Consider the following 24,884-nt stretch of genomic DNA (forward strand, 5'->3'; position numbering starts at 1 on the left):
ATCAAAAGCGCTTGCCGTCAACGCAGGTGATGCACTTCCCCCTGTCCATACACCGGCGTTTCCATTCCTTCCATCCTCGCCTTCAGCTGCAGCGACAGGTAACGCGAGTAATGGCGCGACTGATGCAGGTTACCGCCATGGAACCACATCTGCTCCTGGGCGGTCGGCTTCCACATATTGCGCAGTTCGCCTTCCCATGGCCCCGGATCCTTGGTGGTATCCGATCCCAGGCCCCAGCATTTGCCCACCTTGTCCGCCACTTCCGGCGACACCAGTTTGGCGACCCAGCCATTCATCGAGCCATAGCCGGTCGCGTACACCAGCAGATCGGCCGGCAGTTCCGTGCCATCGGTCAGCTCGATCGAGTGTTCCTTGACCCGTTTGATGTTGACACGGCTCTTGAGCTTGATGCTGCCGTTGGCAATCAGTTCCGATGCACCCACATCGATGTAATAGCCGGACCCGCGGCGCAGATATTTCATGAATAGGCCAGAGCCGTCATCGCCGAAATCCAGCATGAAGCCGGCTTCTTCCAACCGCGAATAAAGGTCGGCATCGCGCTTCTTCATTTCCTCATACACCGGGATATGAAAGGTAGGCATGACGCGATACGGAACCGAGGCAAAGATCAGGTCGGCCTTGTCGGTCGTGATGCCGTTGGCCACCGCCTGCTCGGAATAGAGGCCGCCCAGCGCCAGTTCCATCAGTGAATCGGACGGCGCGATATGGGTCGATGAACGCTGGATCATCGTAACGTCGGCGCCGTTTTCCCACAGGTCTGCGCAAATGTCATGCGCCGAATTGTTCGAGCCCAGCACCACCGCCTTCTTGCCCTTGAATGCTTCGCCGCCCGGATGCTTGCTCGAGTGATGCTGTATGCCCTTGAAGTCTTCCGCACCTTCGACATGCGGCACGTTCGGAAAACCCGAGACGCCCAATGCAAACACCAGCTGCTTCGGATGCAGCACCACCTGCTCGCCGTTGCGGTTGACCGTGACTTCCCATTCCTTCTTGTCTTCGTCGAAACGTGCATTCAAGGCTTCGGTCTTGTTCCAGTAGTTCAGGTCCATGACCTTGGTGTACATCTCCAGCCAGTCGCCCACCTTGTCTTTCGGTGCAAACACCGGCCAGTCATCCGGGAAGGGCAGATAGGGCATATGGTCGTACCAGACCGGGTCATGCAGGCACAAGGACTTGTAGCGGTTGCGCCAGGAGTCGCCGGCGCGCTCGTTGCGTTCGATGATCAGTGTGGGAACGCCCAATCGCTTGAGGCGGGCGCCCAGGCCGATGCCGCCCTGACCGCCGCCGATGATCACGCAGTATGGTTGCTTGCTGTAGCCCAGTTCTGCTTCTTCCTGCTTGCGTTTTTCCAGCCAGCTCAGGCGGTTCTTTTGCACGCCGTGTTCCGCGCCCTTGATGCGATTCGTCCCTTTCTTTTCTTCATGGCCCTTAAGTTCGATCATCGTGGTCAGCAGCGTCCACGCCTTTCCACCTTTCAGGCGCAGATGGCCGCGACCGCGTGCAACTTCGGTTTCGAAGGTGAGCCAGGCTTCGATCACGCCATTGGCCTCGGTGGCTTGCTCTTCCAGCTTCCAGTTGGAAGGCGCGGTCCTGGCCAGCGTGGCACTCAGCATCGCCCTGATCGCATCCTTGCCTTCCAGCGTCTTGATATTCCAGGTGAATGCGACGAGGTCGCGCCAGTAGCAGTCTTCATGGAACAAGCCGGTGATGGCGTCCAGGTCTTGTTTCTTCAGCGCCGCGCCGAACTGCTCCAGCCAGCCGGCTGCTTGTGCCGATGGGGTGTTTTCCATTATGTCTCTCTCCAATCAAAGTGGTGATATCCGGTCTTGCCGGTACACAGGATTTGCAAGCGCTGTGCCAGGGCAGTCGGTGGAGAAAGAAAAACGGGCAAGTCCTTGAAAAGGCTGGGAATTAAGACAGGCGTGCCGCTCGCATGCAATTGCCTGGCAGCGGCGCGGATAGTTAGTCTGCGGCAGGTGTCACAGCCACAGCTGTTACACCTGTAACGATGGTTGGTATGGGTTTATTTATCGTCGAGATGATTCGGCGTCTCGATACCCAAACGCTTCATCCGGCGGTATAGGGTCATTCGCGCGATGCCGAGCTTTTGTGCGGTCGCCGAGATATTCCAGCGACAACCGCGCAGTGTCTTGATCAATCGCTCCGCGTCGGCGTTTGGTACCGCTCCGGATTGTCCGCGTGCATGCAACTGTGGCTGCGGGCACGCTGCCGCTGTCTTGTCCAAAAATCCTTCGGGCAAGTCATCGGGCTGAATTACGCCATGACTGCATACCGCCGCCGCATATTGAATCACATTGTAGAGTTCGCGCAGATTGCCGGGCCAGTCATGCCGCATCAGCAAGTCAGCCGTCTCGGGAGCGATCGCCGCAGTCGTTTTCTGGCCGTGCTGCTTCGCATGCTGTCGCAACATGCGCTCCATCATGTGTTTCAGGTCATGCCGATCACGCAGGGGCGGCAGGCTGATGTGGGCGCCGTTGAGACGGTAATACAGGTCATCACGAAAACGTCCTTCGCGCACCAGTTGCTTCAGATCGCAATGCGTGGCCGCCACCACCCGGATATTGACTTCGACCGGACGCGCGGCGCCGATCGGCAGCACTTCCTTTTCCGCCAGCACGCGCAGCAGGCGTGCCTGCAGCGCTCGCGGCATGTCGCCTATTTCATCCAGAAACAAGGTGCCGCCATCCGCTTCCGCAATCAGGCCGCGCTTGCCCCTGGTCGCCGCTCCGGAAAAGCTGCCGGGCAGATAACCGAACAGTTCGCTTTCGATCAAGGTCTCAGGAATCGCCGCGCAATTGACGGCGATGAATGGTCCGGCACGTCGTTCGCTGCTTTGATGGATCGCTTTCGCGAAATATTCCTTGCCGGTGCCGGTTTCGCCGGTAATCAGCAGGCTTACGGGAGAGTTGATCAAGCGCGCCACGCGCTCGATTTGACGATCCAGTTGCGGATCGCCGCCGGATAAAGCCATCAGCGGAGCCGGAATCGCTGGCGCAATGCGCTCGATTCCCGCCGCGCCTGATTGCATCCGCCGCGCCGGCGGTGGCGAAGCCAGCAAGAACAGCAAGCGCTTGTTGCCTGCGGTAGTGATGGCGCGCTGGTCGACAGGCTGCGCGCTCACGAAACGTCCCAGGTCTTCCAGCGAAGCCTTGAACAGCTCATCGAACATGCGCCCGATCAATGGACCGGCCGCCTCGTCCCGGAACAGGAGTTCGGCGCGCCGGTTATGCCCGATCACGCGGCCGCCTGCGTCCACTGCCAGCAAATACTCCGGGTTCACGTCGAGAAATTGCGGTGCTGTCGACAGGCGCAGTATCCATTCGTGCCGGTAGCGGTGCAGGAAGTGCGCGTTCTCGATCTGATGCGCATACATCTTCACCAGTTGCAGCGCAAGATGCTGGCTTTGCTTGGGAAGCGGCGAACTCAGCGCCGAGATGTCGAGTACCGCGTTCAACTCCCCATGCGCCCCGTAGACCGGCGCAGACGTGCATGTGAGCGGAATATGGATTGCGTCGAAATGGTCTCCCTGGTGGACAGTCAGGGCTTCGCCGGTGCTGATGCAAGTGCCGACACCGCAGGTTCCCGCATGGCGCTCGCTCCAGTCCGAGCCAAGATACAGGCCCGCCCGGCGCAGGCTTTGGTCCAGTTGCAGATCGCCTAGAAAGTCCACCGTCACGCCGCGTGCATCCGTCAGCAGCACTACATAGCCCATGCCGGCCACTTGCTGGTATAACGTTTCAAGACCATGGCGCGCGATATGCAAAAAATCCTCCATCTGGTCCTGATGTTCGCGGATGCGTTCACTGGGCAAGATAACCGCTTCCTGCATGCGGCCCGGATCGAGCCGGTGCTCATTGACGCAGCGCAGCCAGGAACTGCGGATGACTTCATCGTGATGGCGGGCCGACGGCGTCGCAACCCCGTGATCGGCGACCTGGATCACAGTAGCAATGTGTTCGCGCTGGCGATGCTGCATTCTTGTCTCCTGATCCTCTCTTATTAATGTAGAAATTTAACATCGAAAACGAGATGAGAAAGGAAAATCTCTTTAACAACTCTGTACGCAAATCGCCACAGTACAGCAGAAAACTGACTTCCTTCTTTAAGGAAATTTCTGTTGTCCATTAACATGAGTAAGCCTGAGAGCAGATGCCATTTGAGCGGCCTAGTCCAAGTCGAGTCTGCTCTAACGTGAAAGTCAAACCTTTATTGTCTGTGACTTAAGAATGAAAAAGATTTTTGTATTGCTTGGATTAATGGCAGGCTTGTGCCTCGCATCCACCGCACAAGCACAAGTCGGCGTGACCGCCAGTCTGGGAACAACTGGTTTGGGTTTGCATCTGAGCGTTCCCGTTCAGCCGCAACTCAATGCCCGCTTTGGCATCAATGCATTCAGTTACGACTATAACGGTAATACGTCCGATGTCGACTATGACGCCAAGTTGATAATGCGTACCTTCGACGCGCTGCTCGACTACTATCCCATGAGCGGCAACTTCCGCCTTAGCGGCGGCGTTGTCTATAACGGCAACAAGATCGATGCCAATGGACGACCTGGGGCAGGCGGTGTATATACGTTGAATGGACGCACTTATGCCGCTAGCACGGTAGGTTCTGTCGATGCACAGGTTGATTTCCGCAAGTTTGCGCCTTACCTGGGTATCGGTTGGGGTAACGCAGTTGCAAAAAACAAGGGATGGGGCTTTTCCACTGACCTCGGCGTGCTGTTTCAAGGGTCTCCGCGTACTTCGATGACGCATACCGGATGCACACTCGCAAGTCCTCTCTGCGCCATGCTCGCCGCCGACATCGCTGACGAGAACAGAGACTTGCAAAACGAAGTCAACGATCTGAAGGCATTTCCGGTACTGCGCATTGGCGTAAGTTACAGCTTCTAAGCTTTCATATCAAGCAGTACAACGCGGCGGCGGTCTTTCAACCCGTCGCCGCGCTTGCATGGTCCGCAAGGCAACGCCTGCTTGCGTGGCGACAGCATGCATTCTCGATTACCTGCATCGCGCCACAATAGAGATCCATATCCTGATATCGCCCGCCGCTTTTCGAGATCTTACCGTATCTGCATCTTGTCCCTGCCATATGCTCCCTAAGCATTGGGTAGCCAGCGCCCGCCGTGGATTGAAGCAAAGAGAAGGGCACAATCGGGCGTTATTATGCGCATGCTGTTTCCAGCGATAGCGGAGCGGCGCAAGCATGAGGCCGCATTCCAATGACGGATCGATGCACGACTATCAACTCCGTACGCCGCAACGGATGATGGGCAAGAACTTCGATGCGAGCGGTTCATTCGGCTCTGAGTTCGTGACGGCCGATGAATTGCCGTCGGGAGCGAAAGGACTGGAGCTTACCGGCCGTCTCAACGGCAACGTGGTACAGCGGGCCAATATCAACGATCTGATCTTCGATGTCGCGACGCTGATTGCCACATGCTCGGAAGCGATGGCGCTCCAGCCCGGCGACATGATCATCAGCGGCACATCCGCCGGAGTGGGACTGGTACGCAATTCGCGGCTATGAATGAAAGCTGGAGATGTCTGTGAAGTGAAGCTGGAGGGAATAGGCGTGCTGCACTTCAACACAGCAGGGAACCATTTTTCCACTGACGCCACTTAAGCTCTCGACTGCCATCGGCAACGCCGATCAGCTGGCCCATGCCGTGTTTTTCCCCGAACCGGCATGCTCCTGTCGGAGTATGCCGGTTCATTTTGGGAATCAATACCGTAACCAAGATCGACTCCAATCATGACTCACATTTCACAGGGCTGTAACGCCGCAAACTGCGACGCCTCCGCGCATGCTGCACCGGCTGGCCACGACACGCAGGTACGACATCAACCGCGATCGAGTTCTCCCGTCGCGTCCTTCCCGTTTCAATCCTATGGCTTGCCGCAAGCTGGCCTGCACATTCCCGGCCAAACTGTCGTCAGGGACGCGGGCACGTTCTCGATGGCACTGCAGCAGGACGCATCCCATCTGTTCGCCTCTCCGGAAATGCAGTTGGCATTCTCTTCGACCGCCGCACCAATGGAAATCGCTACGCCCGTTGTGCAGGCGGACGGTGAGACGTTGGGGTGGGACTTTCCGGATGCAGTGGACGGAGTAGGAGGGGCGGGGTTTTTACTGTTTGGCGGCCCGGCCCCCGTGCTACAGGAAACGCTCTTCGACGCGTCTGTGACGGCAGTGCAGGACTTTATTCTGCAAGACGCATCTCACCCGTTTGTCGGTTTTGAAATGCATCCGACCTTCTCTTCGGCCGCCGCCGCATGGCCCGTCGCGCAGCAACAAAATCATGTCGAAGCCACAGCGACGCCGAAGCACGCGCTTACCAGCGAATCCGCCAGGCACGCAAACGATGGCGAACAGGGAAGTTGGATGGATCTTGTTAACTATGAAGTACCGATATCGTCCGGAAGTGGTAGCAATACGGTATCTCAAAAAAGAAGAAAGTTGCCATCCGATCTATCCGAGGAGTCATCCGCATTAATGCCAGACACACGACTCACTCCCAAACACAAAAGAAAAGACGTTGCAGATCCGAATAATTGGCTAGTTGCTGCAACGACCAGGACAATAAAAAAACTCGATAAGATTCCTGTCGCGACGATGCGCGCTCTTGGTGTTTCGTTGAAAAATAACTTTGCCAGTCAATGGAAAACGATGCGTAGCGCACACCTGATACAGGTGCCGGATTTAACGCCTGAACAGAAGAAACAGAACGCGTTCTGGGAACAGTGGCGGCTCCCGCAAGAACAACGTGTCCTTGCTGCCTTATTCCAAGGGATCTACCAGTCCAGTAAAGACCGGGGCGTCGCAATCAATGCAAACAATACGGAGCAGCTGCTCGCACTTTCGCGCACGATAAGTGATCAAGAAATCGAGGGCGATACCACCTTGGGGTATTTTTTAAACGAAGAACTGACGCTTCAGTTCAAGGCCAAGGAAACGACACGACTATTCGAATCCGCCGTTTCAGGCATCAAGGCGCTCACCGGCCAGGATCTGGAGGCGGATCAGATGTGGAAGCATTGCGTGAATCCCGAACTGGTCGATGATGTGATCAAGGCCGGCGTTGACCCCGACAATCCCCTATTGCGCTATATCTCAAATTCGCCTGAGGAACCCTACCTTTTTAACATGGCCAAGGGCTGGAACGCCATTGTTGACGCCTGTCGGGAGAAAAAACCGCTATCCGCAGATTTCCTAATCACTTTACATGCCGTCTGTACCGGTACCGGTGCGGAGGATGAAACATACTTCATGGACCTCGTCGACAATCAAAACACCTGTTCCTTGATTGAGGGAAGCAACATGACACCCGAGGGCAGAACATTTCTTTTTCAGAATATTCCGGACTTCGTCGATACATACGACATCGACTTCGAGTTTAAAGTAAGCAAAGACAAGGACTACGGCAAGCTCGCGTTCGATTTGACCCGTCCCCATGTAAACCCAGCCAGGCTGAAAGAGGTGCTCGAGGCGTTGGTCGTCGAGCATCGTACGACAGACGAGGCGATTGCCAACGGATCGCGGTCCGCCGAAGAGAAGGCCACGGCGCGAACGATGAACGATTTTGGGCTGGCAAGAAAGCTTACCCAATTCCGCATTTTCCCTGATGGCAATACGAAAGTCGGCCATTTGCTGCTCAATTTCTTGCGATTGCAACGAGGCGAACTCCCGGCCAGCCTGGTTAACCATGATGCATTGGATTGTCATAGCGATGCTCAACTGCTCGCGCAATTTAAGGAACAGACGATATGACACGGGTTACACGCTCGCATGTAAGCCAGCAAGTGAGTCAGATCGACGGACAAAGACACGTCACTGGCCCGACCGCGACGGCCGCAGTATCGCATGCACCACTGCATACCCAGCCGCGGCCATATGCCGTGAGTGCAGACAGCAACCGGCACCCGGGCGGACACAGCAGGACGATAGAGTTACTGCGGGGGCGGGTCGTCCAACAGAAGCGGACGACGGGACTGGAAGAGCGCGCTGGCAGCAAGCGAGCCCGCACAGGTAACCCATTCAGCGGCACTGGCATGGGCGCATTGCACGCCGTGCGGCCGTTGGGACTGAATGCTGCCGATGTGGAACGCATGCGCGCCGATATTGCTCGCACGTTCCCGACACGGCTTGAGCAACTTCTCGAATGCGACCGGGGTCGGCGGCGCGGGTATCAGGCGCGTATCAAGTGGAACTTGCCGGACGAGCACCGCTTCATGGCCGCGCTATTCGACTGCACTTGGCAGGCATGCGGACGACTCGACATTTTAGTGACATCCGACACCACGGACGCCCTGCTGCAACAGACGCTGCAGACCGCTGCCGCACTGGCACAAGACGCCCCCGACGGCCCCGTCGCCCGCCTGCTGGCCGATCCCGACCAGTCCCGCCTGCGGGCACTGGTGGCTGCCCCGCACAGGTTTGCACCGCGCGCGGCCGACACGGCGCAGATCTTCGCACAGGTTGCGCACGACATTGCGCAACAGAGCGGCCATGCGATTGCAGCGGAGGCAATGTGGCGGCTGTGTATCGACCCTCAGATCGTCGCCATGCTGAAAGAGCGCGGCATCGACAGCGCCAATCCCCTGCTGGGTTACCTGTTCGACAGCCAGCCCGGCTATCTGCACGGCATGGCGCGCGGCTGGCAATGCGTGATGCAAAGGGTGAAGAGTGGCGAAGCACTGGATGCGCAGTTCCTGATTGCACTGAATCAGGCCTGCACCGGTCGCGATGGCGACAACGCAGCGGAGATGGATGATGCGGATGATGAAGTGGACGAAGCCGCATTGGAACGCGCCTCGACCGGCCTTGACGCAGACGATGTCGAATTCGGCCTGCTGAGCGGCGCTAACCTGAGCGAGGATGGCGAGGTCGTACTGCGCGAGACGGCCGCTGAACTGGAACAGCATGGCATTGTGCTGCGCATCGGCGAAGGCAGGGAAGATGCTGCGTTCGCGATCCAGTTCGGCCAGCGTTTCCTGACGCTGGCGCGCGAAGCGGCCGAACCGGCTCAGTTGCGCGCGGCGTTGCAACACTGGTTTGCGGAGTACGAGAAGGAATGCAACGCCTCCGGTGCCGACCCGGCGCTGGCCGATGTAAGGCTGGCACGGCGCCTCGATCAGACCCATGCGTTTATCGACGGCAATGTGCGCAGCTGTCACCTGCTGCTCAACGGCCTCGCGCTGGCGCGCGGCGAACGGCCCTTCATGTTCGCCGACCCGAACTGGCTCGACGGGCGTGCCGACGTTGAATTGCACCAGGCGCACGCGCGGGCGCTTGTTGACGACGCTGTGGTTGACAGCGCGCCCTCGCCGATGTCCGGCATCAAGGAGACGGATGGGGCGGTACATGGGGAAGTCGGGGCAGCCGACCCGATGCCGGACGGCATGCGCCTGCCGCGGCGCAAGGCTCGTATCGAGGGCGATTTCCCGTGGCCAATGACAGCGGGCATACGGGATCGATTGTCGCGCGACATCGAGCGTGCGACTAAGAAAATTCGGGAAATGGCAGCACGTACCACGCATAGCGGTAGATTCCTTTCCTTTGCACGGCAGGTGATCCAGGCGAAATTCGAAACGCTGGAACCAGGGCTGCCGCACGGGGTGCGGCGGTATGCGGCTAGCCTTCCCGGCCGCGATGGCGGCGCCGCGGTCGAAGTGGCGTTGCTGGTATACGTGGAATACGGCCATATCGCCGACATCCGGGTCGATACGCAGACCAACCGTATGCGGATCGGAGCCTATAGACTACCTCTTCTTCATGTCGCTCTTAGTAACGAGCCTCATAATTGGGTAAGGGACATGCGGATTGCGGCCACCGATGCAGGATATGATCCGGAGTTGAAAATGGGCGATTTTGTCCGCACCGTGGTCAGGCAGAACGCCGGCCGGAACGACGAAGACACATCGCTGCCGGATGACGTGCGGCTGTACGACTACCGGTCTAGCAAGGATCCCGGCAAGGTGGTAACGCTGGTGGCGCGCGTAGTGGACAACGAGATCCAGGCGGTCCGGCTGGATGATGCAGATGGACGGCTCGTGGTGACTGGCGGCAACCCAAGGATGGGTTATGTGCAAAAGTTGATTGCTTCCGGAGTGGTCTACAAGATGTCCCATTCTTGTAGCGACACTCTTCGGCAAGAACATACTGTGTGGCTGAAGAAACTGCGGACCGCGGCCCACAGGGCAAAATATGATGCGACGAAGTCAATGCTCGACTTTGCCCGCGACGTGGTCAGACCGAATGCGGGCCGGGACGACAGCAAAAAACCGCTGCCGCCCGACGTACGGCTGTACGACTACCCATCCAGCGCGAATCCCGAGGTAACGCTGGTGGCGCGCGTGGTGGACCACGAGATCCAGATGGTCCGGCTGGACGATGCTGCAGGTAAGGGACGGAGCGAAGTGATAGCCGGGAAAAAACGAGGCGATGTGCAAAGGGCGATTGCTGCCGGAAAGGCATACGAGATGTCTAGATATCTTTCAGACACTCTTTGCGAAAAGGCTGCGAAGCCGTGGGTGACGGACCTATGGGCCGCGGCCAGCTCTGTGAAAGGCCCTTGGTGGTTGAATCCGACCGACGTTGTCCGAGCCGTGGTCAGACCGGACGCGGGGCGGGACGACGACAAAAATCCGCTGCCGTTCGACGTACGGCTGTACGACTACCCATCCAGCGCGAATCCCGAAATAACGCTGGCGGCGCGCGTGGTGGACAACAAGATCCGGTTAGTCCGGCTGGACGATGCTGCAGGTAAGGGGCGCCACGAGATGGCTGTCGACCTTTCAAAGGACGTGCAATGGCTGATTGCTTCTGGAGTGGCCTACAAGATGTCCCGTCCCTGTAGGAACAGTCTTCGTTACGAGCATATTGAGTGGATGATAGAACTGCGGGCAGCGACCAGCAAGGCAGGATATGATCCGGAGTCGAAAATGGCCGACTTTGTCAGTTGTGTGGTCAAGCCAGGCGCGGGCCGGGACGACAGCAAAAATCCGCTGCCGTTCGACGTACGGCTGTACGACTACCCATCCAGCGCGAATCCCGAGGTAACGCTGGCGGCGCGCGTTGTGGACCACGAGATCCAGATGGTTCGGCTGGACGATGCTGCTGGTAAGGGGCGGAGTGTAGTGATAGCCGGCGGCAGCCGGCGACTGACCAATGTGCAATGGGCGATTGATTCCGGAGCGTTCTACAAAGTATCCATAGCTGTTTCGAAAGAGATCGGTAGAAAATCTGCTAAGGGGTGGGCAAAGCTTCTGCAGGTTGCGGCTATCGATGCAGGATATGATCCGAAGTCGAAAATCATCGACTTTGTTCGTGCCGTAGTCAAGCCGGGTGCCGGCCGGGACGACGAAAAAGGGCCGCTGCCCGATGACGTGCGGCTATACGATTACCGGTCTAGCAAGGATCCCGACAAGGTGGTGACGCTGGTTGCGTACGTGGTGGACAACGAGATCAAGGTGGTCCAGCTGGACACACCCGCGGCACGAGACGCAATAGAAGAACTGCGCACTGGAGGGGCGCGGCAGACGGCCTAAGCTCACCCGCTTGACAATGCGTAGAGCATGCGGGAGCGGTGTTGCCGCATGCTCTGATAAAACGCAAAGCGCACACTTCCTAGCCTCAAGTTTGTTCACATAGTGATCACTTCTTCAAGGTTTCGTTGCATGGTGAACTTTTAGGACCGACACTCCGCTCACCACGTCACGAAAAGAAAAGGAGACACCGATGATGAACAAGGCGAAGAGTGTGGCAGCGCGTTATGGCACTGGCTTGATGCAGGCGGTCGCCGCCGTCATGCTGACCTGCGGCTCCGGCGCGGCCCTCGCGCAAAGCGCGGTAAAGATGGGCTGCGTGCTGCCCCTGAGCGGAGGCTCCGCCTCGGTCGGCAATCAGACCAAGGCCGGCGTCACTGCCGCAGTCGAACAGATCAATCAGGCCGGCGGGATCAAGGCGCTGGGTGGCGCCAAGCTGGAAGCGATTTTTGGCGATTCGCAATCGAAGGCCGATATCGGCGTTGCCGAAACAGAGCGCCTGATCAATCGCGAAAAAGTTTCCGTGCTTTGCGGCGCATTCAATAGCGCCGTCACATTCCCTGCGACGGAAGTCGCCGAACGCAACAAGACGCCATGGATCGTCGTCGGCTCGGTAAAGGATGAAATTACCGAGCGCGGTTACAAGTACACCTTCCGCATCAACAACAAGGCGACCTATGACGCGCGCGAGCAGATCGATGCGATCGACATGCTCGGCAAGGAAACCGGCAAGCAGGCCAAACGCGTGGCCCTGTTCTATGAAGGCGGGGACTGGGGGCGGTCGCATGCGGCGAATATCCGCAAGCTGGCCGCGGAGCGCAAGCTGGATGTCGTGCTCGATGAACCTGCGCCGCCCGGACAGGTCGACTTTACTTCGCAGCTTCTGAAGATTCGCGCCTCCAAGCCTGACGCCCTGATCGTCGCCTTGTATACGCCCGACCAGTTACTGTTCAGCCGCCAGCTGGCCGAGCAGCGCCTCGATCTTCCTTTCGGCCTGCATTCCGCAGGTGGCGGGACCGAAGATCCGACTTTCTATGCCGCCGTGCCCGCCAAGCAGGTCGCCTATTACTTTGTGCAGGAAGACTGGCAGATCGACTTCCTCGACAACAAGAGCGAACCGCTGCTGCTCAATATCGAGAAGCGCGTGCGTGGAATCCTCGGTCATGGTATGAGCGCCTATGCCGCGCAAGGTGTATCGGTCGCCTATGTGGTGCAAGACGTGCTGGAGCGCGCAAAGACCACCGACCGCGAAGCGATCCGCAAGGCACTGGCGGCAACCGATATCACCGGCGGACCGGCGCTGTTTCCCGGCTACCAGCGCATCAAGTTCGACGAGAACGGCCAGAACACCTTTTCTCACGGTGCGATATCGCAGAACATCAACGGTAAACGGCGCACCATCTGGCCGGTCGACAACCGTGGCGCGGATGTAAAACCGGTGTGGCCCGTGCCTACCTGGTCCAAGCGCTGACGCGTCGCACCACAACACTAAGTCTCCCGCACCGCTTCACTCTCCTGCATGACGCGCACCTCGCCCGGTGCGCGGCGGGTGTGGTCGTGCCTATCGATTACCTTCTGGGAATGCGCAATGGATTTCTATGTGCTTTCATATTCCGCGATCAACGGAATTGTCGTCGGCGCCATGCTGGGCGGCATTGCCCTTGGGCTGAGTCTGATCTTCGGTGTGCTGCGTATCGTTAACTTCGCGCACGGCTCCTTCCTGATGCTGGCGATGTATATCGCTTTCTGGATGCAGCACCTGGCCGGCATCGACCCCTATCTCAGCGTGCTGATTGCGGCGCCGCTGATGTTCGGGATCGGGTTCTTTGTTCAAGCCTACATCATTGCACCGCTGATCAAGCGCGAGCGCGCCCTGGTGGTCGAGCCGATCAGCGCGTTGCTGCTCACTGCCGGCGTGTACATCGTGGTCGACAATCTGGCGCTCATGAGTTTCGGCCCCAATGTGCGTTCGGTGACGTCTGCGATCGAAAGTACAACGGTCATGCTCGGCGAGTATCCTTTGAATACCTTCCGCCTGGTCGCCGCATTCGCGGCGCTGGCCATGGCCTTGCTGGTCTCGCTCTGGCTGGCGCGCACCGACATGGGACGCGCCATCCGCGCCACCGCCCTGAACCGGGACGCGGCGGCGATGTCGGGCATTAATGTGCCCTTTGTCTACAACGTCACGTTTGGGCTTGGCTGCGCCATGGTAGCTGTCATGGGATGCCTGATTGCCCCGTTCATTCCACTGACGCCCAATGTCGGTCTCAGTTTCGGCATCAAATCGTTCATTGTCGTGGTGCTCGGCGGCATAGGCAGCATTACGGGATCGCTGCTTGGCGGTGTCGTGATCGGCTTGTTCGAATCGGTAGCGGCGCAGTTCGTCGCAACGCCTACCGCTGCCATCTTTTCCCTGGGTTTATTCATCGTGATCTTGCTTGTCAGGCCACAGGGCTTGATGGGAAGGAAGTGACTCTGCCATGAAAACTTCAATTTCTCCCAATGTCGGGGTGGCGACCGGCGAAGCGGTCCTGCCTCCTTTAATGCCGGCGGCGACGAATGCCGGGCTGCCAATGAAAGGTGTCGTCGCAGTGCTGTTGCTGGGTCTGCTGCTGCCGGTGGTGGTGCACGATGAATTCATCCTGCATTCGTTGATCATGGTGTTTTACTTCGCCTATCTGGCCAGCGCCTGGAACCTGATGTGCGGCTATGTCGGCCAGGTGTCCTTCGGCCATTCAGTATTCAGCGGTATCGGCGGCTATGTTTCGGTGCTGCTGCTCACTGCCGCAGGGATCACGCCATGGCTGGGCATGCTGGTCGGTGGCGTGTTATCCGCAGTGGTTGCGGTACTGATCGGGTATCCGACCATGCGCTTGCGCGGTCCTTACTTTGCACTGACGACGATTGCCTTCGCCGAAATTATCCGCATCTGGTTCGAAAACACCGACACGATCTTCGGTATTGCGATCAAGGGTGCGGAAGGTTTGTCGGTGCCACTGGTCGGTACTGACTGGACAGTGTTCCAGTTCGAAAGCAAGGTGCCGTACTACTACATCATCCTTGTCATGCTGGCGATCATCGTGGGTATGACCGCGGCAATGGAGCGCAGCCGCCTCGGGGCTTGCCTCAAGGCGATTCGCGGAGACCGCGACGCGGCCGAGTCGCTGGGTATCAATCCGGCCAAGTACACCCTGATGGCATATGCACTCAGCGCCTTCATGACGGCGCTCGGCGGTAGCTTTTATGCGATGTTCATCCGCTACATCAATCCCGAGCGCAACATGGGCGTGGAGTTGTCGATCGATATGGCGCTGATGAGCATCATCGGCGGCCAGGGCACGGTGATCGGACCGCTGGTCGGGGCGCTGTTCCTCGCGCCGGTGGCGGAACTGTCGCGCACCTATCTCGGCGGCCAGCTGATCGGCTTGCACCTGGTGCTGTACGGGTTGGTGCTGATACTGGCGGTACTCTATTTGCCCAAGGGACTCGTGCATCCATTGATGCGTCCCTGGAATGTGTGCAAGGCCGGCCTGGCCCGCACCTTTCAGCTGTCCAAACCCTTTGGCGGAATGAGTACCCGCGAAAACCTGGTGGTCGGCGGACTGGTAAAGAATAACGACCGCAGACGGAGCGAAGCCAAGGCCGATGAATTGCTGGATTTTCTTGGCATGTCGGCATTGGCCAGGACCGACGCCGACGACCTGACCGCATTCGAACGCCGCAAGGTGGAACTCGGGCGCGCACTGTCCACCGAACCGAGCCTGTTGCTCATGGATGAAGTCGTGGCAGGCGCGACGCCGCAGGAAGCCATGATCATGGTTGGCCTGATCAAGGAAATTCGCAACCAGGGGGTTACCGTGCTGATCATCGAACATGTGATGAAAGTCATCATGGGGTTGTCCGACCGCGTGATCGTGATGCATCTCGGCGAACTGATCGCCAATGGCGAGCCTTCAAGCGTCGTGACGCAGCCGGATGTATTGAAAGCTTATTTCGGAGGCGACTATGTCGAAGCCGGCGCTTGAGATCAGCAATCTGACGGTCGGCTACGGCGATGTTTCCGTACTGCGCGGACTGTCGCTGGAGATCGGCCAGGGACAACTGGTTGCATTGATCGGCGCCAACGGCGCCGGCAAGACCACGCTGCTGCGCACCACGTCAGGACTGCTGCGTCCGGTGTCGGGCAGCATCCGCCTGCAGGGGCAGGAGATGCAGGGCTGCGCGCCGCATCAGGTGGTCGAAACCGGATTCGTTCAATCGCCCGAAGGCAAGCAACTTTTTCTCGACATGTCGATTCGGGAAAACCTGCTGGTGGGGGCGCACAACCGGCGGGCAAGGGCAGTACGCGATCAAACGCTGAAGGAAGTGTTCTCCCTGTTCCCGATTCTGGAGGAGCGGCAGCACCTGGCGGCGGCGACGCTTTCCGGCGGACAGCAGCAAATGGTCGCCGTAGGCCGCGCACTGATGGCCAAGCCCAAGGTGCTGGCACTGGACGAGCCGTCGCTGGGACTGGCGCCGATCATGGTTGATCGTCTGTTCGAATCGATCGCCCGTATCCGCGATCTCGGCGTCACCATACTGGTAATTGAACAAAACGTCTTCAAGGTGCTGCAGCTTGCCGACTATGGATACGTGCTCGAGAACGGCGCGATTTCCATGCAGGGAAGTGGCAGCGAACTGCTGGCCGACTCGCATCTGCGGTCAACCTATCTGGGCATTTAATCGAGGAGCGATTACACATGGACATCTCTTTACCTCTGGCTGACGTTGCGCTGCTGCCGGCATTGCGGGCAAGGGCGCTCAACCTGCGGCGCCATATGGTGACGCAGGCCCGTGGCAAGGGTCAGGGTTATCTCGGGCAAGGACTTGGGCTTGCAGACTTTCTTGCTGTGCTTTATTTCCATGAATTCAAGAATGAGGATCTTGATTTCGCGCGCAGCGACCGCAAACGTTTCTACCTCTCGACCGGGCATTATTCGATCGCGATGTGGGCGGCGCTGGCAGAGCTCGGCGTCATCGAACTCGACAGTCTTTCCAGCTATGGTGCGGACGGCAGTCCGCTTGAAATGAGCACGATGGAAGGACATGTGGCCGGCATTGAAATGACCGGCGGCTCGCTCGGCCATGGCCTCGGCATTGCCACTGGTGCTGCAATGGGATACCGGCATGACGGACACGGCTCCGCCATCCATGTCGAGATTTCCGATGGTGAACTGCAGGAAGGTTCGACCTGGGAAGCAGCCAACACCGCCGCAGCATTCAAGCTCGACAACCTGGTGTGCTGGATCGACTGCAATGGCATCCAGGCCGATGGGCCGATGGTGGTTCCTGTCGAGCCGGTCGCGGCGCGCTTCCAGGCATTCGGCTGGGATGCCATCGAAATCGACGGCAACGATTTGACGCAGTTGCTGCAGGCCTTTGCGTGGGCGCGCATGCGTGAAGGAAAACCGAGAGCGATCGTGATGCGTACCCGTCCCGGTTGCGGCATCAAGCGCATAGAGCAGCGTACGCGTGCCCATTTCGTGCGCATCGATGCCAACGAATGGGATGACGTGGCACGTGAACTGGAGATCGAAAATGCTTGAGTTGAAACAGCCCGGCCGCACCCTGGCCATGAGCGAATCCGAAGAAGTCGTTGGTCGTGCGAGTCAGTTCGCGCCATTTTCCATCGGCATGCTGAAGGCGGCAACCGTGCATCCGGAACTGGTATTGCTGACCGCCGATCTGGGCAAATACACCGATACGGCGGAGTTTCGGGAACGGTATCCGCAACGCTTCTTTAATGTCGGCATGGCCGAGCAGGCGCTGGTCATGGCCGCTGCCGGTTTGTCCAAGGTCGGCAAGCTGTCTTATTGCACCACCTACGGCACTTTTGCGACCCGCCGCGCTTATGATTTTCTGGCCATCGCCTGCGCGCACAGCAATGAAAGCGTCAAGATGTTCGCCGGGAATCCCGGACTGCTTTCCGGCTATGGCGGCACCCATCAGGCCAATGAAGACCTGGCCTTGATGCGATCGATTCCCGGCATGACCGTGCTCGATCCATGCGACGCGACCGAAATGGCGCAAATCGCGGAAATGGCCGCCGACCTTCCGGGCACTGTGTATTGCCGTTTGTTGCGTGGTAACGTTCCAGTCGTGTTCGATGCCGCCACGCACAGGGTAGAGATCGGCAAGGGCAAAGTATTCGGCAGCGGCAGCGACATCGGTTTCGTTTCGACCGGCTCGATGACCGAGCGCGTCATCGACGCGCGCAAACAGCTTGAACGCCAGGGCGTCGCGACGTCGCTGTTTCATACGGCCAGCCTCAAACCTTTCGACAGCGCCGGCCTGGTTGCATTTGCGTCGCAGGTAAAACGCCTGGTGATCTGCGAAAACCATGTCGCCATCGGCGGCCTGGCAACCATGGCCATCGATGCGCTGCAAGAGGCTGGATTGCAGCGCAAGGTACTCAAGATCGCAATACCCGATCAATTCACGGAATGCGGTTCGCATGCCTATCTGCTCGACCGCTACGGCTTGAGCACCGGGCGTATCGTGGAGCGTGTCGCCGCATGGCTGGAGGCCGCATGACAGTCGACATGCACGCTATCCGTGCCTTCGGTTCCGCACACCGCTATTTCCAGGGGCCGGGCGCGCTCGGGCTGGTCGGCGAACTCGCCGCCGGGCTTGGCAAGCGTCCGCTGCTGGTTGCCGACGGCATTGTTCGCGACCTGGTGTTTCCGCTGGCCAGCCAGTCGTGCACGGAACATGGACTGAATTTGCAATGGGTGGAAGTACACCGCGAGGTCACCAGACCGATGGTGCGCGAACTCGTCTCGCAAGCCACCAGGAATGGCGAGGCGCCCGACGTCGTACTGGCGGCCGGCGGCGGCAAGGGTGTCGATACCGGCAAGGCCGTCGCTCAGGAACTGGGTGCCCGCCTGGTGGTACTGCCTACTTCGCCGTCGAACGATGGACCATGCAGCCGCATGTTCGTCTACTACGACGATCAGCATCGCATGGTGTCGGTCGAGCGCATGGCGCGCAACCCGGATGCCGTAGTCGTCGATACCAGTCTGCTGGTACAGGCTCCGCGCTCCCTGCTGGTGTCGGGGATCGGCGATGCGCTCTGCAAATTATATGAAGGCAATCAGGCTCGCGGCGCCAATGGATTGAACCTGTTCGGTGGCCGTAACACGATTGCTGCCGAACAGCTATGTCAGGCTTGCGACCGCGTGATCCGGGAAGATGCGGTGGCCGGTCTGGCTGCGCTCGACACCGGTGCTTCAAACGAAGCATTCGAACGACTGACCGAGGCGCTGGTCCTGCTGAGCGGCCTCGCATTTGAAAACAGCGGTCTGTCGCTCGCACATTCGCTGACGCGCGGGCTGCCGATGGCAGGTGGTACGGCGTCGACGCTGCACGGCTTCCATGTCGGTTACGGATTGCTGGTGCAGTTCATCCTGGAGGAGCGCTCGCCCTCTTTCATGCGGGAACAACTGGCGTTTTACCGCAGCGTCGGGCTGCCGGTCAATTTGCGCGGCTTGGGTGTGGCGACCCCCGGCATAGAAGTCATCAGGCGTATTGCCGACGGAACGATGCAGGCGCCGCACCTGCGCCATTTCCAGCGTCCGTTGCAGGCAGGCGATTTCGTGGATGCCATGCAACGGCTCGAAACCTTTACTGCGGGTTCATCCCTCTCCGAATAGATCATGGAAAAACGACAGGACGTAAAAACCGCCGTCATCAGCGGCGGCGGCACCGGCCTCGGGCTGGCGACAGCACTCGAGTTGCGCTCGCGCGGTTATCGCGTCATTGCGCTCGGATTCGATACCGAGCCGGAACTGGAAGGCGCCGGCATAGATTTCCGCCGCATGGATATTACCGATGAGCTTGCACTGCAAACGCTCGCCGGTCAGGAGCCGCACGTGCATCTGCTGATTAACGCCGCCGGCACCATTCTGCATGAAGGCCGCGAGCATACGGTGCCCGGTTTTCGCAAGGTCATCGATGTGAATCTGCACGGCACGCAACTGGCGTGCTTGTTGTTCCGGCAAGCGCTGGCCGCCGCCCACGGCAACATCATCAACTTTGCTTCGATGTGGAGCTTTTTCGGTTCGGCGCGCAATCCCGGCTATGCGGCCAGCAAAGGAGCGGTGGTGGCGTTGACGCGCTCGCTTGCGGTGGCCTATGCGGAGGACGGCATTCGCGTCAATGCCGTGGCGCCGGGCTGGATAGAGTCGCGCATGTCGGTCAATGCACTGAATGATCCGGAACGCGGACCAGCGATTCGCAAGCGGGTCCCAGCCGGGTTTTGGGGCAAGCCGGTGGACATCGCCAAGGCGGCCTGCTTTCTGGCGTCCGACGATGCGCGCTACATCACCGGCGTCACATTGCCGGTCGATGGCGGCTACAGCATTGCGTGAGCCTGCCATGAGCGATCCGGGAATGAATCTGTATAACGAATTGCATGGCATTACGGTGCCGGCGCTGCTGCGCCGTCGCGCCGAACGCTATCCATTTCAACTGGCGCTGTCGGCGCAAAGCCATCGCGGCTACCGCGACCGGCTTTCGTATGCCCAACTGGTGATGCGCATGGACGCGGTGGCGCGCGGCTTGGCCGAACGTGGGGTGAAGTCCGGCGAGCGAATAGCGCTGTTCCTGTCCAATTCCGCCGTGCGCGAAGCGGTGCTGACCGCGCTTGGCTGCTACCGGCTGGGAGCCATCGTGGCACCGCTCAATGTACGCGGCGCCGACGAAGAGTTGCGCCATGCGCTGACGCTGGTGGAGCCGGCGTTCATCGTCACCACCGCGGATGCGGCGGAGCGCTTGCGCAGCCTGTACCCGGCGGCGCGCATGCTGATGCTTGGCGGCGCGCCCTATGCAGGCGACGGCTGGCCCGACCCGGAACTGGAATTTCATCGGGCAGCATTGCCGGAAAATGAATGCGCAGAAACACCAACCGTGTTGCTGTTCACTTCCGGTACCACCGCCCGTTCGAAGGCGGTGACCCATTGTCACCGCAGCCAGTTGTTTTGCGGTTATGCGATCGGTGGGGCCATCGGCCTGAGCAACCGCGATACCTACCAGGGTGCATGGCCGATTTTTACCAGTTCGGTGCTGAACATGGCGTGCATGTCGGCATGGGTCTACGGCGCGAGCGTGGTGCTGGAAGAAACACCCCTGGATAACGCAGGCCGTCTGCATTTGATTGAAACGGAAGGCACGACGGTTTATCACGGTGTGACCTCGCCGCTGCATTTCATGATCGATGAATACCAGCGCGGCGGCTATGACCTGTCACGGGTGCGGCGCATCGCCTACGGCGGCGCGGCCATGCCTGCCGAAGTTATCGAAAAATTTCGCGAACGGCTGCCTCGGGCCGATCAGGTACATGTGTGGGGCATGACCGAGACCGGGCCGGCCGGTACCTATCTGGCGCCGTGGTTCCTGCCGCGCAAGGCCGGCTGCATCGGTGCTGCGCAACCCGGCTGCTCGGTCAGGGTGGTTGATGAGGATGGCGCTCCCGTGTCGACGGGCGAAAGCGGGGAACTGCTGTTTTCGGGGCCGGCGATGGCGCTCGGCTATTTCCGCAACCCGGAAGCGACCAGGGAAACCTTTGTCGACGGCTGGGTGCGTACCGGCGATATCGGACGCATGGATGAGGAAGGCCATTTCCATTTTGTCGATCGCAAGAAAGACATTATCAATCGCGGCGGGCTCAAGATTTCATCGGCTGCGGTGGAAGACGTGATCTACCGTTTTGCCGGCGTGTCGGAGGCCGCCGTCGTGGCGATACCGCATGCCGGTCTGGGTGAAGACGTCGCCGCCTGCGTAGTCGCGGCGGCAGGAGTTACCCTTGACACCGGCGCACTGCAAGCGCATTGCGCGCGGCATCTCGCTGATTATGCGACGCCGCGCCGCTGGTTCATCTTGCCGGCGTTGCCGAAAAACCCCATGGGCAAGATTCTCAAGCGTGAGCTGCGCGACGCATTGCTGCTGCAGTTGCAGGGACAGGAGGCGGCATGAATACAAGTCAGGCCTATGCCATGCGCATACATGCCTATGGCGATGTGGAACAGATGCGGTACGAGGCGATCGCGGTTCCGCCGCCGGGTCGCGGTGAAGTGCAACTGCGCCAGCATGCAGCGGGCATCAACTATCTGGATACCTATCACCGTCGCGGCGTGTTTCCGTTACCGGCCTTGCCCGGCGCACTTGGCGTGGAAGGCGCGGGAGTAGTCATCGCGGTAGGTGAGGGCGTGACGCGCTTTAGGAAGGGTGACCGCGTCGCATACGCGTGCCGGCCGATCGGCAGCTATGCGTCACTGCGCAATCTTCCTGACCAACATCTCCTGCATCTGCATCCGGAGGTCAGCTATGAACAGGCGGCCGCCGCCACGCTGCAGGGCTTGACCGCACACATGCTGCTGCGCCGCGTCGCGCCCCTGCATGCCGGACAAACGGTGCTGATTCATGCGGCCGCCGGCGGGCTGGGTTCGCTGCTTGCGCAATGGGCGAGCAGGGACGGTGCGCACGTGATCGGCACGGTTGGCTCCGAAGCAAAAGCCGCGTTGGCGCTGCAAAACGGTTGCCACGAAGTGATCCTCTATAACGATGAACCCTTCGCGGAAGGCGTGAAGCGCCTGACGGGCGGCGCCGGCGTGGATGTGGTGTTCGAAGGCCTGGGCGGCGCGGTATTCCATCAGTCGCTTACCGTGCTTAAACCCTTCGGCCATCTGGTCAACCTCGGCCAGGTCACGGAAGGCTTGCCCACGGTGCCGCTTGCGGAACTTGGGCCGGCGCGCTCGCTCACGGTATCAGTGCCTGGCATATTCGCCTATGTCGCAACCCATCCCGATCTGCAGACCGCAGCCGACACGCTGTTCGGCATGATTGCGCGCCGCGAACTGAAAGTGCATATCGGCGGCGCCTTTGCGCTGCGCGATGCGGCGCAAGCGCATGCCGCGCTGCAAAGCCGTGCAACAACCGGGTCCCTCATTCTGTTACCGGAGCAACTGTCATGAGTATCTTCAACACACCGGAACTGCGCGCATTCCGCGCCGAGGTGCGGCAGTTCCTCGACGCGGAACTGGATGACGAGCTGCGCCAGGCCACACGTGCAGGCTTGCATATTCCCCGTGCGCTGGTGGCGCGCTGGCAAGCCGCGCTGCATGGTCGCGGCTGGGGCGCGCCGCACTGGCCTGTCGCAACTGGCGGCCCAGGATGGAATGCATTGCAGCGATATGTTTTCGAGGAAGAACTGGCGTTCGCCGATGCGCCGCCCGGCGATGTGCTCGGTTTGTTCCTGGCCGGGCCCATGTTGATTGCAGAAGGCAATGCAGAGCAAAAGACGCGTTACCTGCCAGGCGTCCTGTCCGGCGAAAATTTCTGGTGCCAGGGCTTCAGCGAACCGAATGCCGGTTCCGATCTGGCGTCGCTGAAGACGCATGCCAGACTGGATGGTGACGACTGGGTCATCTCAGGACAAAAGACATGGCTGACTGGTGGACATGAAGCCGACCTGATGTTCCTGCTTGCGCGCACCGAATTCGAGGCAAAGCCGCAGGCCGGTTTATCGATGTTCATCATCGACATGAAGTCGCCTGGACTGACAGTCAATCCCATCATCACCATTGATGAAGGCCATAGTGTCAACGCACTGTTTCTCGATGAGGTACGCGTGCCGCGTGAAAACCTGGTCGGCACGCGCGGTGCGGGATGGGGGTATGCGAAGGACCTGCTCGCGCGTGAGCGCGTCAATAATGCGCAGGCCCCTCGCACCAAGCGCGACCTCGTTGCGCTGGAAAAGCTCGCAGGCCGCTTGCAAGGCAGTGATGGCGAATTGCTGGCCTCGCGACCGGTCATTCAACGGCGGCTCGCTTCGCTTACCGTCGATTATGTCGCCCTCGAGTCGGCGGTGCTCGGCGTGATCGCCGAGCAGATGGCCGGCAAGGAGCCCGGCCCGGCAGCATCGACGCTGAAGATTCGCGGCTCGGAATTGCAGCAGCGCGTCACGGAAACCGCGATGACATTGCTTGGCGAAGCGGGCATCGTACTGCATCCCGAATATCACGGCGGTCCGCTGGCTACGGAAGCCGAAGGCTGGATAGACAGGCATCTGTTCCGCCGAGTCGTGACCATTTATGCGGGCTCCAATGAAATCCAGAAAACCATTATCGCCAAATCGCTATTGGATATGTGAGGCAGACGTCATGGACAATGAATCTTTCATGCTGGTAGTAGACAACGCCAGGCGATGGTTTGCACAACACCAGCCGCTCGCCGACCGCATTGCCCGTTTTCATGACGGTCATGCGGAAGCCGGCGACACGCGCAGCACCTGGACCGACATGGGCTGGACCGCGCTGTCTGTGCCTGAAGCCGAGGGCGGCTTCGACGCGAGCATGGCCCAATGCTTTCAGCTGCTGAGACTGGCGGGCAGCGATGCGAGGCCGGAACCGCTGGATCTGATCCTGATGCTCGGCGCCGTTCCCGCGCTCGCTCCCTACATGGGCGGCAACATGCGGCTGGCGCTGGCCGATCGCTGGTTCGGACAACTCGAATTTACGGATGCCGCGCAAACCGTCTTACATGGCAGCAGCGGTGCGCTTTATGGCGGGCATCTGGCCACCCATGCCTTATTGCCAGTGGTCGTCAAGGCGCAAGGCGCATGTGTACTTAAGCTAGCTTGTGTGGCCCTGGACAGCCCCGGGGTGCTTCGCGAAGCGGTGCGTCTGATCGACGGCCGCCACACCGTCAGGCTGCGCTTGCAACAGGCGGCAGTGCAGGTATTGGATTCCGAGGAAACAACCGCTCCGCTCGCAGATCAGGTCCTGGACCGGGCCGCTGCCGGGCTGGTCGCTGACGCTAGCGGTGTGTTCAAGGGCGCTTTCGAACTGACCCTCGATTACCTGAAACAGAGACGGCAATTCGGCCGGCCCTTGTCCGATCAGCAGGCACTGCAGCACAGAATGGCGGACATCTTTTGCGACCTGCAGCAGATGCTGGCCCTGTCCGAGCGGCTGGCGGCTGAAATCGATGCACAGCCTGCGGGCCCGTGGACGACCTTGCCAATTGCAAAAAGTTTCGTCGGGCGGCGTGCGTTACGGGCGGCGGGGCAACTGATCCAGGTATCGGGCGGGATCGGCATGACCGAGGAATATCGTCTCGGCCACTACTACAAGCGGCTGCATGTCGCTGCGACGCTTTTTGGCGACGCCGAGCATCAGTTACGGCGCATAGCGGTGCGGGAAACCTTGTTCGCGGCGTAAGCGTTGCATGTTCCATATGAAGAAAAAGGTGATA

The 24,884-nt window shown here is 59.6% G+C and carries 18 protein-coding genes; 16 read left to right on the forward strand and 2 right to left on the reverse strand.

The window, feature by feature from the left end:
* Window positions 1-17 precede the first annotated feature (17 nt).
* A complete protein-coding gene (locus D3871_RS27550) occupies window positions 18-1,811 on the reverse strand; it encodes an NAD(P)/FAD-dependent oxidoreductase (RefSeq protein WP_119772261.1) in 1,794 nt (597 codons plus the stop codon).
* Between the two features lie 233 nt (window positions 1,812-2,044).
* A complete protein-coding gene (locus D3871_RS27555; protein ID WP_119772262.1) occupies window positions 2,045-4,018 on the reverse strand; it encodes a sigma-54-dependent Fis family transcriptional regulator in 1,974 nt (657 codons plus the stop codon).
* Between the two features lie 250 nt (window positions 4,019-4,268).
* Between D3871_RS27555 and D3871_RS27560 the strand changes: the two genes are divergently transcribed.
* The 16 genes from D3871_RS27560 (at window position 4,269) to D3871_RS27635 (ending at window position 24,850) form a co-directional block, all read left to right on the forward strand.
* The gene (locus D3871_RS27560; protein ID WP_199724946.1) at window positions 4,269-4,940 is read left to right on the forward strand and encodes a hypothetical protein; all 672 of its coding nucleotides are present in this window, start codon (window positions 4,269-4,271) and stop codon (window positions 4,938-4,940) included.
* Between the two features lie 313 nt (window positions 4,941-5,253).
* A complete protein-coding gene (locus D3871_RS27565) occupies window positions 5,254-5,577 on the forward strand; it encodes a fumarylacetoacetate hydrolase family protein (protein WP_119772263.1) in 324 nt (107 codons plus the stop codon).
* Window positions 5,578-5,802: 225 nt separating this feature from the next.
* Window positions 5,803-7,818: a hypothetical protein gene (locus D3871_RS27570; protein WP_147376924.1), complete on the forward strand. Its 2,016-nt coding sequence runs from the start codon at window positions 5,803-5,805 to the stop codon at window positions 7,816-7,818.
* Entirely contained in the window at window positions 7,815-11,597 is a 3,783-nt protein-coding gene (locus tag D3871_RS27575; RefSeq protein ID WP_119772265.1) for a Fic family protein, read from the forward strand. The genes D3871_RS27570 and D3871_RS27575 overlap by 4 nt, the downstream gene beginning before the upstream one ends.
* A gap of 190 nt (window positions 11,598-11,787) precedes the next feature.
* Entirely contained in the window at window positions 11,788-13,065 is a 1,278-nt protein-coding gene (locus tag D3871_RS27580; RefSeq protein ID WP_233575837.1) for an ABC transporter substrate-binding protein, read from the forward strand.
* A gap of 117 nt (window positions 13,066-13,182) precedes the next feature.
* Window positions 13,183-14,067, forward strand: a complete 885-nt coding sequence (locus D3871_RS27585; RefSeq protein WP_119772266.1) for a branched-chain amino acid ABC transporter permease — start codon at window positions 13,183-13,185, stop codon at window positions 14,065-14,067.
* Between the two features lie 7 nt (window positions 14,068-14,074).
* The gene (locus D3871_RS31210; protein WP_233575838.1) at window positions 14,075-15,619 is read left to right on the forward strand and encodes an ABC transporter permease subunit; all 1,545 of its coding nucleotides are present in this window, start codon (window positions 14,075-14,077) and stop codon (window positions 15,617-15,619) included.
* On the forward strand, window positions 15,600-16,316 hold the full coding sequence (locus tag D3871_RS27595) for an ABC transporter ATP-binding protein (RefSeq protein ID WP_119772267.1): 717 nt from the start codon (window positions 15,600-15,602) through the stop codon (window positions 16,314-16,316). The genes D3871_RS31210 and D3871_RS27595 overlap by 20 nt, the downstream gene beginning before the upstream one ends.
* A 17-nt stretch (window positions 16,317-16,333) precedes the next feature.
* A complete protein-coding gene (locus D3871_RS27600) occupies window positions 16,334-17,179 on the forward strand; it encodes a transketolase (RefSeq protein WP_119772268.1) in 846 nt (281 codons plus the stop codon).
* Window positions 17,172-18,167: a transketolase family protein gene (locus D3871_RS27605; protein WP_119772269.1), complete on the forward strand. Its 996-nt coding sequence runs from the start codon at window positions 17,172-17,174 to the stop codon at window positions 18,165-18,167. Before D3871_RS27600 ends, D3871_RS27605 begins: the two co-directional genes overlap by 8 nt.
* Window positions 18,164-19,285, forward strand: a complete 1,122-nt coding sequence (locus D3871_RS27610; RefSeq protein ID WP_199724947.1) for a glycerol dehydrogenase — start codon at window positions 18,164-18,166, stop codon at window positions 19,283-19,285. Before D3871_RS27605 ends, D3871_RS27610 begins: the two co-directional genes overlap by 4 nt.
* Before the next feature lie 3 nt (window positions 19,286-19,288).
* Complete coding sequence (locus tag D3871_RS27615; protein ID WP_119772270.1) at window positions 19,289-20,002, forward strand: SDR family NAD(P)-dependent oxidoreductase; 714 nt, start codon at window positions 19,289-19,291, stop codon at window positions 20,000-20,002.
* Between the two features lie 7 nt (window positions 20,003-20,009).
* Window positions 20,010-21,605, forward strand: coding sequence for a class I adenylate-forming enzyme family protein (locus tag D3871_RS27620; RefSeq protein ID WP_158598093.1), 1,596 nt, complete (start codon window positions 20,010-20,012; stop codon window positions 21,603-21,605).
* The gene (locus D3871_RS27625; RefSeq protein WP_119772272.1) at window positions 21,602-22,603 is read left to right on the forward strand and encodes a quinone oxidoreductase family protein; all 1,002 of its coding nucleotides are present in this window, start codon (window positions 21,602-21,604) and stop codon (window positions 22,601-22,603) included. The genes D3871_RS27620 and D3871_RS27625 overlap by 4 nt, the downstream gene beginning before the upstream one ends.
* The gene (locus D3871_RS27630) at window positions 22,600-23,781 is read left to right on the forward strand and encodes an acyl-CoA dehydrogenase family protein (RefSeq protein WP_119772273.1); all 1,182 of its coding nucleotides are present in this window, start codon (window positions 22,600-22,602) and stop codon (window positions 23,779-23,781) included. Before D3871_RS27625 ends, D3871_RS27630 begins: the two co-directional genes overlap by 4 nt.
* A 10-nt stretch (window positions 23,782-23,791) precedes the next feature.
* A complete protein-coding gene (locus D3871_RS27635; RefSeq protein ID WP_158598094.1) occupies window positions 23,792-24,850 on the forward strand; it encodes an acyl-CoA dehydrogenase family protein in 1,059 nt (352 codons plus the stop codon).
* Window positions 24,851-24,884 lie beyond the last annotated feature (34 nt).

Origin of the sequence: Noviherbaspirillum saxi (assembly GCF_003591035.1) — a bacterium.
Classification (GTDB): domain Bacteria; phylum Pseudomonadota; class Gammaproteobacteria; order Burkholderiales; family Burkholderiaceae_D; genus Noviherbaspirillum; species Noviherbaspirillum saxi.